Consider the following 15,471-nt stretch of genomic DNA (forward strand, 5'->3'; position numbering starts at 1 on the left):
CGACGGACCACGGCGACCGTACCCGCCGTCGTGGTGTCACCGTGTCACTGCGTCACGGTGTCACTGCGTCACGGTGTCACTGCGTCACGGTGTCACTGCATCACGGTGTCAGGCCGGTGCTTGATGCCCCGTGGAACGAAGGTGGTCCCTGCGGGCGTTGTTGTAGATCCGCAGGAGGTGCTTGGCCACGGCACACCGCGCGTTGTCGGCATGGCACTGGCGGCACGTCCGTACGTGCTGGTCGTAGTTGAAACGGGCGTTTTCCAACGCATCGTCGAGAGAAGACATGGACATCTCCGGGCAGGGCGCGTCTTGAGACGGGCCGAGTTGACTGACTGGTATACCCGAGACCAAGGTGATCATGTTACTTGCGGTACTGGGAAACCGGCGCCGGTGACTGCCGCGCTGCGGTCAGTGACCCCCCGAGGGCTGGTCGCAGCCGGTGTGGTCCGGGTACCCGCCGAAGGTGTCCGCCTTGGTCTGCGCACCGGTCATCTCGCCCTCCACGCACACCGGATAGTCGTCGACCTCGATGAGGAAACCGACGCCGGCCGAACCGTTCTGGTACGTCTGCACCTGCCAGTCGGCGTGGCCGAGGCCGGCCAGGGCCTTCCGGGCACTCTCGGCGCTGAAGTCCCCGCGCCTGCGCAGCGGTTCGAGTGCTCCCTCGACGCGCCCGACGGCCGCGAGACCCTGGCAGCGGCGCTCGCCGTGCAGCGGGAAAGGCACCATGAAACCGTGGTTCTCGGCGTAGTGGTCGGTGGGCGGTGCGGTGGGGCTCGGCGTGGCCGTGGAGGGCCGGGGCGTGGGAGCGGCCCGCTCGCCGGGGCACTTGAAGTCCACCGGCGCGCTCGGCGTCGCCACCGCGCTCGGCGTGACCACCGTGCTCGGCGAAGCGGCGCCCGCACCGGTGTCGTCGCTCGCGTGCTTCGTCCCGCACCCGGCCGCCAGTACCGCGAGCAGTGCCACGGGCAGCAGCGCGCGCCGGCCCCGCGCCGTCCTCATCGTTGTCATGTTCTGATCCTGGCCGACCGGGTCAGCCCCCGCCATGAGTACTCCTACTCAGATGCAGACCTGAGTGACGGCAGGGAGGAGGGGGAGCCGACTGCCCGGGCGCGAGGTGCGTGGCCACACCGACGGGGCCATCGGACGGAGGGGACTTCAGCCGGCCGCCCGGGGCTCGCGCATCGCCCGCGCGTGGCTCATGACGGCGGTCAGGCCCACTTCGAAGGCGCGGTCGGCCCGGCCCTCCCCGACGGCGGCGAGCACCTCGGCGAGGCGTGGGGTCGGGGTCCGGTCGGTGAGTTCCCACATCGTCTCCGGTGCCGCGAGGTCGAGGGCCGAGCCCAGCACCAGGTTCTCCAGCGCGATGACCAACGGCATGACCTCGGCCGGTCCGAACCCGGCCGCGAGCAGGAGGCCCACCGCCCGCTCGTACTGCTCCAGCACCCGGGGTGCCCGTACGGGCGACGTCATCAGGAGGGGGATGGCGCGGGGGTGCGCGGCGAACGCGGCCCGGTAGGAGCGGGCCCAGGCCTCGACGGCGGCGTCCCAGGGCGTGAGGTCGAGGGTGGCGGTGTCGATCGCGGAGGCGACGCGCTCGCGCAGCAGTTCCACGATGCCGTCCCGGCCGTCCACGTGGTGGTACACGGAGCCGGTCTGGACACCGAGCCGCCGGGCGATCTGCGGCACGCTGAAGTCCCCCGTCTCGTCGACGAGGTGCAGCGCGGTGGTGGTGATGCGCTCGCGGTCGAGGAGCGGTGTGCGCGGCCGTCCCATGGTCGGCGTCCTCCCTGAGGTCTTCCCGGATGCCCGACGGCAGGCTACATTGCCGAAACCGAAAGCCTTTAGGTTTACGGCTCCGGGCGCCCGCCATCCCCCGTGTGCGCCGGAGACGTCGGCATGCGCCCGCCCACCCCGCCCCCGGCCGCCGACGCCCGCGAACCCGGCCGCCCCACCACCGGGACCCCCTCCCCCTCCGCCGCCAGAAGGGCTCCCCCGTATGTCCGTGACCACCTCGGAGCTGCCGGACGAGGAGAGCGAGGAAAAGGCCTCGTCCGCCCCGGCCACGCTCCGCTCCGGTTCCCTCGGTACCGCCGACATCGCCTTCTTCGTCGTCTCCGCCGCCGCACCGCTGACCGTCATGGCGGGTGTCGCGCCCCTCGCCATCCTGCTGGGCGGCATCGGCGCGCCTGTCGGCTATCTCCTCGCCGGCCTGACACTCGCCGTCTTCGCCGTGGGCTTCACCACCATGAGCCGCCACATCACCCATGGCGGCGCGTTCTACGCGTTCATCACCCGCGGTCTCGGCCGCCCGGTCGGCATCGGAGCCGCCCTGCTGGCCCTGATCGGCTACAACGGCATGGAGATCGGCGTCTACGGCCTGCTCGCCTCCGCCACCCGGGACACCCTGCACGCCCTCTTCGGCGCCGACGCCCCCTGGCTGCCCATCTCCCTGGCCGGACTGCTCCTCATCGGCTACGGCGGCTTCCGCTCGATCGACTTCGGCGCCAAGGTGCTCGGTGTGCTCCTCGTCGCCGAGACCGGGATACTCCTCCTGCTCGCGGGCGGAGTCCTGGTCAGGGGCGGCGCGCACGGCCTGTCCGCGGCCTCGCTGGCCCCTGCGCACGTGTTCGTACCCGGTACGGCCGCGGTCCTCGCCTTCGCCTTCGCCGCGTTCACCGGCTTCGAGTCGACCGTCATCTACCGCCGCGAGGCGCGCGCTCCCGAGCGCACGGTCCCGCGCGCCACCTATCTGGCGGTCGGATTCCTCGGCCTGTTCTACGCGTTCGTCGTCTGGGTGGCCGTCCAGGCTTTCGGCGACGACCAGGTGGTCCGGGCGGCGGGCAAGGACCCGGCCGGGCTCTTCTTCACCGCGATCACCACGTACGTGGGCGGCTGGGCGGCCGACCTGATGCACGTCTTCATCATCACCAGCGTCCTCGCCTCCCTCCTCGCCTTCCACAACGCGATCAACCGCTACGCCCTCGCCCTGGCGGAAGAGGGCGTACTGCCCCGCCGGCTCGGCCGCGTCCACCCCCGGCACCGCTCCCCGTACCTCGCCGGCATCACCCAGACGCTCCTCGGGGCGGTCGTCGTCCTCGCGTTCCGGGCCGCGCACGCCGATCCGTACCAGCACCTGCTGCTGTGGGTGAACACCCCCGGAATGATCGGGCTGTTGCTGCTGCAGCTGCTCGCCGCCATCGCCGTACCATGCTACTTCCGGCGGGTCCGGCACCAGGAGGGCAGCCTGCGCACGGTGGTGGCGCCGGTCGCCGCCGCCGTCCTGCTGGCGACCGCGATCGTGCTGGTGGTGGGCCACATCGGCCTGTTCACGGGCGCCTCCCCGGCCGTCAACACCCTCCTCGTCGTCGTGGCACCCGCGATCTTCGCCCTCGGTCTCCCGCTGGCGTGGTGGCTGCGCCACAGTCGCCCGGAGGTGTACGCGGCCTTCGCCACCGATCCTGCCGGCCCCGCCGAGCCCGCTGGACCAGCCGAAACTGCCGGCCCCGCCGAGCCCGCCGAACGTGCCGAACGTGCCGAACGCGCCGAACGCGCCGAACCGACCGATCCCCGCGATCCCGCCTGTCCCACCCTGCCCGCCCTGCCCGCCTCTCCCACCCGTTCCGCCCGTTCCGCCCGTTCCGCCGAATGACCCGCTCCCGTAAAGGAGTTGCCCGCATGCCAGCTGCCGACCTCATCCTCTCCGGCGCCCGGGTACGCACCCTCGACCCCGGCCGCCCCAGCGCAACGGCGGTGGCCGTGCACGACGGGGTGATCGCCGCCGTCGGGGAGACGGCGGACGTGCGCGGATGGCGCCGTCCCGGCACCGAGGTCGTGGATCTGGCCGGGGCACACCTGGTACCCGGACTGGTCGACGCGCACAGCCACCCGGTGTGGGGGCTGGACATGGCCACGGGCACGGATCTGTCGGCCGTCACGGACCTGGGCGGGCTGCGCGCGGCGCTTGCCCGGGCCGAGCGGCTGGAAGGCTGGGTGGTCGGCCACGGCCTGGACCACAACGCCTTCGAGGGACGGCCCGTCCACCACGGCCTGGTCGCCGACGTACTGCAGGGCACACCTGCCTTCCTGCGCCTGTACGACGGCCACTCGGCACTCGTCAACGGCGCGGCGCTGGCGGCGGCCCGGGTGAGCGGGCCGCGCGCCTTCGCCCAGCGCGCGGAGGTCGTGTGCGACGCCGAGGGGCGGCCCACGGGTCACCTCGTGGAGCATGCCGCGATGGACCTCGTCGCCGGCATCGTGCCCCGGCCGCCGCGCGCCGAGCGGCGCGCGCGGCTGCTGGAGCTGCTGTCCTCGATGGCCGCCACCGGACTGACCGGCGCCCATGTGATGGACGGCGGTGACCTGGACCTGGTAGCCGAGGTGGCGCGCGAGACGGTGCTTCCGCTGCGGCTGCGGTTCGCCCCCTGGTGCATGCCCGGTGCGGACGACGACGCCCTGCGGGAACTGATCGGGCTGCAGGGCAAGGGCGGCCGGCACTGGCTGGTCGGCGGGGTCAAGTTCTTCATGGACGGCACGGTCGAGGGCGGCACGGCCTGGCTGGAGCACCCCGACTGCCACGGCCGGGGCACGGACGCGTTCTGGCCGGACCCGCAGGCGTACGCCGCCGCCGTACGCACCCTGCACACGGCCGGCGTGCGCACGGCCACGCACGCGATCGGCGACGCCGCCGTGCGCCACGTCCTGGACACCGTCGCCGCGCTCGGGCCCAGCGGGCACGGCGTCCACCGGATCGAGCACATCGAGACGGTCCCCGACGAACTCCTCCCCCGCTTCGCCGAGTTGGGTGTCGCCGCCTCGCTGCAGCCGCCGCACACCGGCTACACCCGCGGGGACGGCACCGACGAGTGGTCGCGCCGCCTGGGCAGCGAGCGGGCCGCCCGCGCCTGGCGGCTGCGCGATCTGCGCGAGGCCGGGGCGACGCTCGCCCTCGGCTCGGACTGGCCCATCGCCCACTACGACGTGCGCGCCGTGCTGGCGACGGCCCGCCGTCCCCGGGGTGCCGCGGCGCGGCGGCCGGGGCTGACGGGGTTGCAGGCGCTGGAGGGCTGTACCAGCCATGCGGCCGCGGCGGCCGGTGAAACGGGCATCGCGGGCCGCATCACGCCCGGGCGCCGTGCCGACCTGACCGCTCTGTCCGTGGACCCGGTGCACGCACCCGGCGACGAACTGACGGACGCACCGGTCGTGTTGACGGTGACCGGCGGCCGGGTGGTGCACCGGACCGTCTGACGGAGCACCTCGTCAGCGGCGCATCAGGAACCCGTCAGCCCCTCCTGCCACTCTCATCCATGTGAACGGCACGGGAAACCGGAGGCCGGGAACAGGGAGAGGTGCCCGGAGTGGTTGATCGGGGACCGGCGAGCACGCCTCGAGGTCGGGCCTCACCAGGCCCACGCAGGTTCGAATCCTGCCCTCTCCGCCCAGGGGACGAGCGTGCCGGGAGGGGCGCTCACGGGGCGGAAAGCACACCCGCTTCTCGCGGATCCTGATTGCGCGGTGCGCGACCGATCGGTGCGGCCGCTTCCCCGCGTCGGTGAGACGTACTTTCCGCCACTTCCATGGAAGCACTCTGCGGACGACATTGCGAGGTGCACCCGGCTCCTCGGGGCTCCCGTCGCTCCTGTACGCCGGGGTACGAGCGCCGCCGGGCCGTGGGGCGGTGCGGAAGCGGGTGCGGAAGCGTGCGCCGGCGCGGGCCGCCGGCGGCGAGTCAGCGGCACGCCGGCACCATCTGCCACTCCTGTTCCATGTGGACGGCAGGGGAGCGGCAGTGAGCGGCCGAACCGGCAGTGACTTGCCGGGCGCCTACTCGCCGGGGGCCAGGGTGCGCGCCAGGACGCGTGCCGCCTCGGCGATCAGCTCGTCGGCCACGGGCGCGTCCTTGGCCGCCTTGGTGGACAGCACGGCGAGCAGGATCGGGGTGTTCCGGGTCGTCCAGGCGACGCCGATGTCGTTGGCGCTCGCGTAGTCGCCGGTTCCGGTCTTGTCACCCAGGACCCACCCCTGCGGCAGCCCCGCGCCGAACCGCTTCGTACTGGTGGTGTTGCCCCTCAGCCAGGTGACCAGCTGCGCGCGGTCGGCCTCGCCCAGCGCCCGCCCCAGCGTCAGCCGTTCGAAGGTGCGGCCGATGGCCTCCGCCGTCGTGGTGTCGCGCAGGTCGCCGGGGACGGCGGTGTTCAGATCGGTCTCCCACCGGTCGAGCCGGCTCACCCGGTCACCGAGCGACCGGAAGAACCGGGTGAGGCCGTCCGGTCCGCCGATCTGGCGCAGCAGGAGGTTGCCGGCCGCGTTGTCGCTGTACTGGATCGCGGCCGCACACAGGTCCCCCACCGGCATACCGGTGGCAAGGTGCTCCTCGGTCTTCGGCGAGTTCGGCAGGATGTCCCTCGGCGGGTAGTGGACGACCCTGTCCAGAGGTGCGCAGTCACCGTGGTCGCGCAGGACGGCCGCGGCCGCGAACGCCTTGAAGGTCGAGCACATCGCGAACCGCTCCCCCGCGCGGTACGCCACGGTCGCGCCGGTGCGCACGTTCCGGGCGTACACGCCCAGACGCGCGCCGTAGCGCTCTTCCAGATCGCTCAACTCGGTGTGCGGGTCCGCCGTTGAAGGGCGCCGGGCCGCCGATGCGGCCGGTGCCGCCGTGGCGGGGGCGAGGGCGGCGGCGGTGGTGAGGGCGAGACCGGCCTGGAACAGGCGGCGGCGCGGCAGCGGGTTGGCACTGGTCATGTGCAGAGTTCTCCCAGGTCGTCCGTCGTCGGCTTGGTGGATCTTCGACGTGGACAGCGAAACAGCCGAACGTCACTCATGTCCAAGAGGGAACTTTGAAGGGGTCATAACTTATTGATATATCCAGTCGGCTCTCCGACCGGCACGCCCCCGTCGAGTCCGGGCTGAGGTGCCCGTACGTGGCCCACTCGCCCTGGACGTGGAGCAGGTCGAGTGCGGCAGGGTACGGAACCAACGAGGCTCCTGCGCCGATGGACTGAGACTTCGAACACCTCCCTCAACGGCGCGGGAGCCTCTGGCGTTGTCGCTGTCCACCCACCTCACCGCCGTCACCCGATCTGTGGCCGCGCTGAAAAGGTCGAACTGGCGGCCTCCCGCCACCAGTGTGACCGCGCTCATAGCGGGCTTCCGGAACTCACTCTGCTGTCGCACCGACTCCTGTTGTGGCCGTTCGCCAGGTACGCGTTCTCGGTGGATGAGGGCCAGGTGCCTCCATGCCCGCGCCGCCGTGGCCCCTGCGGTGGCGTGCGCTGCGGGTGCCTGCCCCGTCTTCCGTCCGTTCGCCCACCATGCCCGTGCGTCCGGCCCCGAGATTGTTCGTCGGCGCCATGCGGTGTCTTGGAGTTGGGGTGGTCTGGTGATTGCCGCGAGCGGGCTGCGTTGGGTTCTGAGTCTGATGTTCACCGTGCCGGTCCTGTACGGCGTGTGGAGGCTGGTTCTGCCTGGAGCGGGCATCGCAGATCGGGTGGATCACGCCCTGCACGCGGCGATGGGGGCGTTGATGATCGCGATGACCTGGCCGTGGGGCATGGACCTGCCGGTCGTGCCGCAGGTTGTGCTGTTCTCCGTGGGCGCCTTGTGGTTCATGGCTGCCGCTCCTTTCCGCGCGGAGGTGACATCACCGGGTCGGGCGATACTCGCCGCTCTCCCGCATGTCGTGATGATGGGAGCGATGGCGTGGATGGTGGCGGCGATGGATTCCTCCGCGACGATGTCCGGCGCCGCCGGGTCGAGCGGGATGGCCGACATGGCCGGAATGGACATGTCGGGTGGCTCGGGAATCGCCTCCATGAGTCTGACCGGGCCATGGCCCGTCACGACGGCGGTGCTTCTCGCGATCGTCCTGGGGAGCCTCGGGGTGGCCTGGCTGACCCGTGCGCTCGACCGGGCGCGGCCCAGACATGGGGACGGGAGGCATCCGGAGGACGGCCCAGTGGCGGAGGCGGGACACGCCGGTGCCCTGGCGCCGTCGTGTCATGCGGCGATGTCGCTGGGAATGGCCGTCATGTTCGCCGTGCTCGCGTGACGTCGCCGAGTCACAGGTATGGGGAACACCTCGGTGCGACAGGCCGGCACGGTCGGGCCGGAACGTGATCAGCGCCCGGCTCGCGCCCGTCGGCAGCGCGCCGCAAGAAGCTGTCGGCCCGTTGTTTCCCGGGGTTGCGGGTGGGGAGGAAACCGTCGAGCCGTCCATGGCCGGAAACACAGTGGGCGGGACAGCGGCGGAGAAGCAGGGGTGAGGCGTCATGCCCGGAGCACTCGGCAGGCGGGCGGCCCTGGTGGATGGCGCGTGGCCCTGGGAACGGCCGGTCACCCGTGCACGCGGATGGACGGCGGTGGGCGAACACCTGTGCAGGGTATGGTCCTTGTCCGCTCTGACCACCGCGATACTCGTCGCCGGATACGCCTGGCTCGGCTCCTTCGTCGAAGGGGCACCTGGGGCGGTGGTCGGTGCTGCCGCGGGGCTGGTGACCAGCGGGGTGCTGCACCTGGCGATGAACCGCGCCGTGTCCGGCCCGCGCGGCCACCGGCACATTCCCGGCCCCAGACGCCCTGGCGAGTGCTGAGGAGTGATCCCTTCCTCCCGGCCGCCGAAGCCGGTGTCCGCCGGGCGGCCGAGAAGGGGACGGGTCCGTCAGGCCGCGACCCTTTCGGTGACCTCGTATCCCGCCTCCACGATCGCCGCGCGCAACCGCGTGTCGTCCAGGTCCGTGCCGCCGACGGAGACCGAGCCCGCCGTGACGTCGACGTCCACCTCGGTGACACCGGGGATCCGGGAGACCTCCTCGGTGATACTTGCGGCGCAGTGCTCGCAGCTCATGCCGGTGACGAAGTACTGGTTCCGTGCCATGGCGCAACTCCTGGGTGTCGGTGAGGCGTCCGTACGCCTCCTTGTACGGACGGCACCGGCTCACGTGTTCATCCGGTGCCGTCCACCACTGAGTCGTCGCGCTTCCAGGGCGAGTTCCCGGATATGGTGCGTGTCACTCCGCAGGAGCATTACCTGCGGCGCCCGCCGTCGTTCACCGGGCCGGGTGGTGACACGACACGTTCCCGGCCCAGATGGCGGTCAGCCGGTGGAGGCGGATCCGGCCCTGCGGCGGCTCCGAAGCACGCCAACAGCCAGGTCGACGGCAAGGAACGCGGCCAGCGGTATGCCGAACAGGGGGATAACCCAGCCGAGTACAGCGACCACAACGATGCCGACGGCGACAGTCCAGGACGGCAAGGCGCGCCAGGCTCCGCGGGCGGGCGGGGCGCCCAGGACAGCACGGTGGTCGGAGCGGGTGGGGCGGCGCTGCCACCACATGCGGTAGCCCCACACGGTCACGCAGATCAGGCCGACGGCGAGCAGGGCCAGGAGGATCTGGTTGACGAGGCCGAAGAGAGTGCCCATGTGGGCGTTGATGCCCCAACGGGTGAGCTTGGCCATCACCGGCCAGTCGGCGAAGGCGACCCGGTCGGTCACATGGTCGGTGGCGGCGTCGACGGCGACGCTGTCGCGTCCGACCGGCCAGAGATTGCGGGTCTGCGTCACAGTCCAGGCGGTGGCGCCGTCCTGGGGCACCACGATCTCCACCGGCCCGCCGACGCCGTCGGCACGCGCCGCCTTCAGGACGCCGTCGATCGCGGCCGGGTCGGCGCTCTTCGCGGCGCCGGAGGCTTTCGTGCCGGTCTTCAGGGAGGTGGCCACCGCAGGCGTGTGGGAGTGCAGCGCGTCCAGCGCCTCGCCGAAGTTCGCTCCGGCGTAGCGCGACCACGTCAGGCCGGTGGCCGACAGGCCCAGCAGGCCGATGGAGAGCCAGAGTCCGGTCGCGGCGTGCCAGCTGCGAGTACGCCGCACACCCTTCTTCGCCGCCTGGTCCGGCAGCAGCAGGCGCCGCGCGGTCCGCTTGCCGTGCCGGCGGCGCCACCACAGGACCAGACCGCCGAGGACGAGCACCCACAGCCAGCTCGCGGCGATCTCCGAGTAGTACCGGCCGACGGTCCCGAGGTTCAGGTTGCGGTGCAGGGCGTCCAGCCACGTGGTGAGCGGAGTCTCGGCGTACCAGGTGGTCAGCTGTCCCCTGACCTTGCCCGTGTACGGGTCGACATAGACGGTGTGGGTCTTCTCCCCGAGCTCGGGCAGTGCGAAGTCCACCTGTGTGGTGTCGTCGCCGCTCCCCGGACGTACGGCCGTCAGCGTGCCCTTCGGATGCTCGGCGCGTGCGGCGGCTATCTGTTCGGACACGGGCCGGGCGCTGTCACCGGTGCGGGCGACGTGGAGTTCCCTGCCGTAGACGAGCGAGTCCAGCTGGGGCGTGAAGGTGTACAGCAGGCCGGTGACCGCCGCGACCAGCAGGAACGGCGCCACCAGGATCCCGGCGTAGAAGTGCAGCCGTGCCAGCAGGGCACCGAAGCCCCCCGGTCGCCGGGCGGGAGCGGTCGTCGTCGGTTTCGTGGCCGTCGCGGTGGCCGTGGCCCCGGCTCTGTCACCGGCTGGTACCGGCGGGCTGGGCTTTTCCGAGTCCGTGGATGTCATTGATACCTCGTGCTGGGTGGGCGGTGCAGGGCACTCGTGCCGGACGCTCGACGCCCGGCAGTCGGACCGCCGCGACGTCGCTCCAGTGGCCCGTTTCGGCCGCTGTCTTGAAACAGTCGGATGGAAGGGCGCCCCAGTTCCCTGGCGATCGCTCGAATCTTGACCGACGTCCAAACCGGTGAGCCCGGAGTGCCGTACCGGGCGCCGTCCCGACTGGTCAGTGGGTGTGGGCCGTTCTCACGTAGTCGTCGGAGAGCGCCCGTCGGTTCCCCGGCGTCGCGGGGACAATCCTCACGTGGGACAGTCCCGCGTCTGCGCTCCCCTGCCCGCCGGCGCCGTGCCACGATGACGGCACCGGGCCACGATGGAATTCGCCTTCCCGAGCGTGGCCCGGCCTGTGCCCGTCGGCCGCCACGTCGCCACATCCCGTCCCGGTGCGGGCGGCGGCCGACGGGCTCGGCCCGCCGACCGCCGGCTGTTGCGGCCAGGACTCCGCGGCCGCCCTGTGGACCGGTCGCAGCCCTGCCTCGGTTCCGGCGATCGCCACCATCCGGTAGGACCGGACCGGACTCCCGTCCCGCGGCATACGGGAGTCCGGACGTCAGATCACCCGCCTCCGCTCCCTTCCGGCGCTCTGCGGCGCCGTGCTGTGCGGGCTGCGAACAGTCCGCCGCCCGCGGCCACGGCGATCGTCCCCGCGAGGGTGGCAGTCGCCGCGGTGCGGCCGAGGCCCAGAACGGTGTCCGAGCCCCCCGTCCGCGGGGCAGGCAGGCTCAGATCCGCGCAGGCCGCCGGGGTGCCGGTGGGCTTGGTGCCGTCGGCGGCCTCGAACTGGTAGGCGTTGGTCTGGGCGTCACCGTCTCCCGCGGTGACCGAGTAGGTGAGGGTGATGACCCCTTTGGGCAGCGGGGACACGGCGGCACAGGCCGTGGTCGTGCCGGTGACGACCGGCTGCCCGACCGGGATTTCCTTGCCGTCCGGTCCGACCATGCTGATCTTCGGCGCGATGCCGGACGTCAGACTGCCGAAGGTCAGCGCCACCACATCGGTCCCGGCGCCGACCGTGGCCCCGGGGGCGGGTGTGGCGTTCTGGAGAGCGGTGTGGGCGTGTGCGGGTGCGCTGCCCAGGAGCAGCAGCGCGCACGCGCACGCGGCGGGTCCGGCCGTCGTCGTCAGAAGTCGAAGTCGGCGCATGCGATCCGGTTGTCCTGTGCCTCGTTGGGGTGGACGACGACCGCGACCGCGTCCTTGCCGGTCTTACGGAAGTTGGTCACCGTGGTCATGCCCATACCGGACTTATCGGCGGTGAACATCAAGTGGATCTCGTTCGGGGGCATGGTCGGCCCACCCTTGTCGAACTGGAAGTGTGACCCGCCATTGCCGTCCGAGCAGTGCTGGGCGTGCAGGTGGGCCATGTAAACGTGCCCCGGTTTGAGACCGGTCAGGGAGACGGTGACCGTGGTGCCCTTGGAGCCTTGGGCCAGCCAGGCTGTGCCCTTGACGTCGTTCATGCCCGGCGGGCGGGTGTCCAACATCTTGAAGATGCCCTTGGTCACGGTCGCTCCGGGCATCTTGTAGGCGGGGGTGGCCGAAGGGTCGCCCATCGCCTTGTCGGACATGCCCTGCATGCCGTGGGCGGAGGACGAGGCGGACGCTCCGCCGTGGGCGGAGGTGTCGGCGGCCGAGTCTCCTCCGCAGCCGGTGAGCAGGACGGTCAGGGTGGTCGCGAGGACGGTACCGAGGGCCAACCGGGAGGCTCGGCGCCGGGGTTGGAGCGTCAGCGGGCAGTCGGTCCCGGACGGGTGGACGAATGTGACGTGCTGCATGGGAATCCCGATCGAAGCATGGGGACACGCGCCGCCGCTGCGGGCGGACTGGCGCTGTGCCGGGCCGAGGTGGACAGGAACACACGAGGCGGGCGGCAGCAGCGCACGTGCATCGGCCCTGTCGGCCCCGGCGGACCGGGAGGTTCAGGAGCGTACGGCGGACAACAGGCCGGAGGACGCGCGAAGGACTGCCGAGCCTTCCCGTGGCGGCCCTCTGCGGACGACGGCGTGTCTGAGCACGGCGAGAGCCGTGAGCGAGGCAGGGGTGGCGTCCGGTACCGTCCGGCCCGCGAGAGTCCGGCGATCGGGGACGGGGCGCCCGAGCAGACGGCGGACGCGCCTCAGCGGCGCAAAGAGGAGGACCGCGAGCGCCCGGCCCAGCCGGTACATCGCCGTCTCGCCGCGCCACAGCCACACCCCGCACACGACGGCGGCGAGAAGGTGTGCCAGGAACATGGCGGCGGCGCCCTGGTGGGCCGCCGCGGGGAGTGTCGGCAAGACGTGGGACGTGCCTGCCGTTCCGCTGCGCGCCATGGCCATGCCCGACCCGGACTGGTCCATGTGCATGACCATTCCGGAGGGGGAGAACATCATCGCGTGGTCCATACCAGAGGCGAATCCGGCCTCCGGCGCGCGGGCCGGCCCGTGAGCCATCTCATGTGCCAGGTCGAACAGCAGGTGGAGCAGCCCCTGCGCGACGGTCGTGACACCGACCACGGTCACGGGGCCGCGTTCCCGGCCGGTGAGCCACCAGCCGGCCGAGACGGTCCCCGTGATCGCCACGCCCAACGCCCACCAGGGCAGCAGGTCGCCGGACATCAGGGCGTGTCCCAGTGCGGTCGTGACCACGCAGACGGCCGCAAAGACCGCCGCCGACAGCGCGCGTGGGTGGCCGACACGTTCTCCGGCCGACGTCACGCGGGTCATCGGGCGCGTCGCGCCGCGCCGACTCCGGGACACCAGTCAACTCCTCGTACCGATGGGCTCATTGCCTCTTACGGACGGGAGCGGTCCTTCATTCAGCCGCGCGGCGGTTCATTGTGATCTGTCGGGGGGCGGCCGTCAGGGGGTGGCTATGCCGTCCAGTTTTCCGGCCTTCGCCTCCTCGACCAGAGAGGCGAACTGGTCGGCGCTCATCTGGACGCGCTGTCCGAAGTCGTCGGTGAGCAGGACGCGGCGGTCCGCGGGAGCGCTCGGGTCGACGAACAGCTGCGGGCATCCGCAGTTGCAGTTTCCGCAGAAGGTCGCCAGGGGCTCAAGACCGGTGATCTCGTTCATCGTGCGCTGCCTTTCGACGGGGAGTCCGGGGGCCAGGTCCCTTTGCCGTCGCCCGGCGTCCGGTATGGCCGGGACATACCCCCGGGCGCCCGGTGGCACGCGCCGGCGTGCGGAGCGGTCGAGGCACGGCCGAGTGCGTCCGTGCGCTGCTTCGCCCCCGATGCTTCGCGTACCCGGCGTCTCCGCGGAACCGGTCAGGACTCGTCGACGACTACGTGGGGAGGCACCGGCGCCGGCTGGGAGAAACGGCACCGGGAAGCCCCGTGCCGTCCGTACCCGCCCGCTGGGGTGGCGGCCGTGGCCGACGACCTGACCATCGGAGTACTGCTCTTCGAAGACGTCGAGGAACTCGATGTGGTGGGACCGTGGGAGGTGCTCGGGTTCTGGGCCTCACCCATCTCGACCGCGTCGGTGCACGTCATGGCCGTCGGCCCGCACGTGGGAGTGGTGCGGGCTTCCAAGGGCCTCGGCCTCGTCGCCGACCACGCGCTCGACGGGGCGCCGCCGCTCGACCTGCTCGTCCATCCCGGTGGCAACGGCACCCGTGCCCCGTTCAAGAACACGGCTCACCTGGAGTCGCTGCGCGGCCTGCACGAGCGGGGCACCGTCCTGGCGAGCGTGTGCACGGGTTCGCTGGTGCTGGCCGCCGCCGGCCTGCCGGCCGGCCGCCCCGCCACCACCCACCGGGACTACCTCGACAAGCTCGCGAGGCTCGACCCCTCGGCCGACGTGCGGCGCGGGCCGCGGTTCGTCGACGACGGGACCGTCGTCACCAGTGCCGGGGTGTCGGCCGGGATCGACATGGCCCTGCACCTGGTGGCCCGCTACGACGGTCCCGAGGCTGCCGAGTCCACGCGGTCGGGGATCCAGTACGAGGCTCCGGAGCCCGTCCGGGACTCCGGGGCCTGACGCGGACTCACCCCCGGTTCAGCGGTCGGCGGCCCCGGCGCTGAGGCGGGCGCCGTCGTCCTCCACGCCCTCGTCCTCCGGCGTCGTGCGGCACCGGCCAACGCAACCGCTTGATGTTGATTCCCACACCCCCGTAGTCGGCCGCCCTTGCGGTCGAGTTCCCGGCGGCACGGCCCGATCCGAGGACCGTGCCGCCGGGGATGGAGACAACATCGCTCACAGCGCCGAAAGGCGTCAGGCAGCGAGAGTGCTCGCCGCCTCGGCCTCCTGCAACAGCCGTACGAGGGTCACGCGGGCTCGGGACACCCGGGAGCGGACCGTTCCGACAGGACAGCCGACGAAACCCGCCGCCTCCTCGTACGACAGGCCCACCACCTGGGTCAGCAGGAACGCCTCCCGACGTTCGTCGGGCAGGGTCTCCAGGAGGTCGAGCAGGGCAATGCCGTCGTCAAAGCCCGGCAGGCCGCAGGGCTGGGTGCCTTCCACCGCCATCTGCCAGTCGACGGCGTCCGCGATCCTGGGACGGACCGCGGCGCGACGCAGGCTGTCGGCGACCGCGCGGCGCGCGATCGACAGCAGCCAGGTACGGGCCGAGGCCCGGCCTTCGTAACGGTGCAGGCTGCCGAACGCCCGCGCGAACGTGTCCTGGGTCAGGTCGTGGGCGGTCTGGGGATCACCGCTGAGGTGAGCCACGTAGCGCAGCACGTCACCGTGCAGAGCACGGACGAAGTGCTCGGCCGCATCGGGGTCTCCGCCGCGGGCGGCCAGCGCCCACGCGGTCGCCGACGCGTCCGCGGAGGCACGATCCGCCCGTGGAGCGGGCATGACAGAGATCATCTTGTGATGTCCTTCTCGGGTCTTCCGGGACCAGGCCCGCACGGGGGCACGGCTCACCGGCGCATGGGG

General features: G+C 71.9%; 16 protein-coding genes and 1 pseudogene. 6 read left to right on the plus strand and 11 right to left on the minus strand.

The annotated features are described in order from the left end of the window. Nucleotides 1-108 precede the first annotated feature (108 nt). The 3 genes from ACZ7P3_RS14740 to ACZ7P3_RS14750 form a co-directional block, all read right to left on the minus strand. Nucleotides 109-288: a hypothetical protein gene (locus ACZ7P3_RS14740; protein ID WP_472081457.1), complete on the minus strand. Its 180-nt coding sequence runs from the start codon at nt 286-288 to the stop codon at nt 109-111. A 123-nt stretch (nt 289-411) separates the two neighbouring features. Further along, on the minus strand, nt 412-1,014 hold the full coding sequence (locus ACZ7P3_RS14745) for a hypothetical protein (RefSeq protein WP_472081459.1): 603 nt from the start codon (nt 1,012-1,014) through the stop codon (nt 412-414). A 147-nt stretch (nt 1,015-1,161) separates the two neighbouring features. Further along, a complete protein-coding gene (locus tag ACZ7P3_RS14750) occupies nt 1,162-1,779 on the minus strand; it encodes a TetR/AcrR family transcriptional regulator (RefSeq protein ID WP_472081461.1) in 618 nt (205 codons plus the stop codon). A 223-nt stretch (nt 1,780-2,002) separates the two neighbouring features. On the opposite strand from ACZ7P3_RS14750, the gene ACZ7P3_RS14755 reads away from it, so the two are divergent. From ACZ7P3_RS14755 to ACZ7P3_RS14765, 3 genes and pseudogenes are all read left to right on the plus strand, one after another. After that, complete coding sequence (locus ACZ7P3_RS14755) at nt 2,003-3,655, plus strand: APC family permease (RefSeq protein WP_472081463.1); 1,653 nt, start codon at nt 2,003-2,005, stop codon at nt 3,653-3,655. A gap of 26 nt (nt 3,656-3,681) precedes the next feature. Beyond that, entirely contained in the window at nt 3,682-5,253 is a 1,572-nt protein-coding gene (locus ACZ7P3_RS14760; protein WP_472081465.1) for an amidohydrolase, read from the plus strand. A gap of 95 nt (nt 5,254-5,348) precedes the next feature. Further along, a pseudogene (locus tag ACZ7P3_RS14765) lies at nt 5,349-5,443 on the plus strand. Between the two features lie 386 nt (nt 5,444-5,829). Here ACZ7P3_RS14765 and bla read toward each other — a convergent pair. Next, nucleotides 5,830-6,750, minus strand: coding sequence for a class A beta-lactamase (gene bla / locus ACZ7P3_RS14770; RefSeq protein WP_472081467.1), 921 nt, complete (start codon nt 6,748-6,750; stop codon nt 5,830-5,832). Between the two features lie 637 nt (nt 6,751-7,387). Between bla and ACZ7P3_RS14775 the strand changes: the two genes are divergently transcribed. Continuing rightward, a complete protein-coding gene (locus ACZ7P3_RS14775; protein ID WP_472081469.1) occupies nt 7,388-8,056 on the plus strand; it encodes a DUF5134 domain-containing protein in 669 nt (222 codons plus the stop codon). 340 nt (nt 8,057-8,396) lie between these two features. After that, nucleotides 8,397-8,597, plus strand: a complete 201-nt coding sequence (locus tag ACZ7P3_RS14780) for a hypothetical protein (protein ID WP_472081471.1) — start codon at nt 8,397-8,399, stop codon at nt 8,595-8,597. 68 nt (nt 8,598-8,665) lie between these two features. Here ACZ7P3_RS14780 and ACZ7P3_RS14785 read toward each other — a convergent pair whose 3' ends face one another. The 6 genes from ACZ7P3_RS14785 to ACZ7P3_RS14810 form a co-directional block, all read right to left on the minus strand. Further along, nucleotides 8,666-8,881 (minus strand): heavy-metal-associated domain-containing protein, encoded by a 216-nt coding sequence (locus ACZ7P3_RS14785; RefSeq protein ID WP_472081473.1) that lies wholly within the window; start codon nt 8,879-8,881, stop codon nt 8,666-8,668. Between the two features lie 219 nt (nt 8,882-9,100). After that, complete coding sequence (locus ACZ7P3_RS14790) at nt 9,101-10,552, minus strand: PepSY-associated TM helix domain-containing protein (protein ID WP_472081475.1); 1,452 nt, start codon at nt 10,550-10,552, stop codon at nt 9,101-9,103. A gap of 606 nt (nt 10,553-11,158) precedes the next feature. After that, a complete protein-coding gene (locus ACZ7P3_RS14795; protein WP_472081477.1) occupies nt 11,159-11,746 on the minus strand; it encodes a copper resistance CopC family protein in 588 nt (195 codons plus the stop codon). After that, entirely contained in the window at nt 11,725-12,378 is a 654-nt protein-coding gene (locus tag ACZ7P3_RS14800) for a superoxide dismutase family protein (protein ID WP_472081479.1), read from the minus strand. Before ACZ7P3_RS14800 ends, ACZ7P3_RS14795 begins: the two co-directional genes overlap by 22 nt. A 144-nt stretch (nt 12,379-12,522) precedes the next feature. Then, on the minus strand, nt 12,523-13,338 hold the full coding sequence (locus ACZ7P3_RS14805; RefSeq protein WP_472081481.1) for a hypothetical protein: 816 nt from the start codon (nt 13,336-13,338) through the stop codon (nt 12,523-12,525). 102 nt (nt 13,339-13,440) lie between these two features. Beyond that, complete coding sequence (locus tag ACZ7P3_RS14810) at nt 13,441-13,656, minus strand: hypothetical protein (RefSeq protein ID WP_472081483.1); 216 nt, start codon at nt 13,654-13,656, stop codon at nt 13,441-13,443. A gap of 297 nt (nt 13,657-13,953) precedes the next feature. On the opposite strand from ACZ7P3_RS14810, the gene ACZ7P3_RS14815 reads away from it, so the two are divergent. Continuing rightward, nucleotides 13,954-14,565, plus strand: coding sequence for a DJ-1/PfpI family protein (locus ACZ7P3_RS14815; protein WP_472081485.1), 612 nt, complete (start codon nt 13,954-13,956; stop codon nt 14,563-14,565). 234 nt (nt 14,566-14,799) lie between these two features. Here the strand turns inward: ACZ7P3_RS14815 and ACZ7P3_RS14820 are convergent, their stop codons facing one another. After that, complete coding sequence (locus ACZ7P3_RS14820; protein WP_472081487.1) at nt 14,800-15,390, minus strand: sigma-70 family RNA polymerase sigma factor; 591 nt, start codon at nt 15,388-15,390, stop codon at nt 14,800-14,802. Nucleotides 15,391-15,471: the final 81 nt, after the last annotated feature.

Source organism: Streptomyces sp. NPDC107581 (assembly GCF_055657175.1).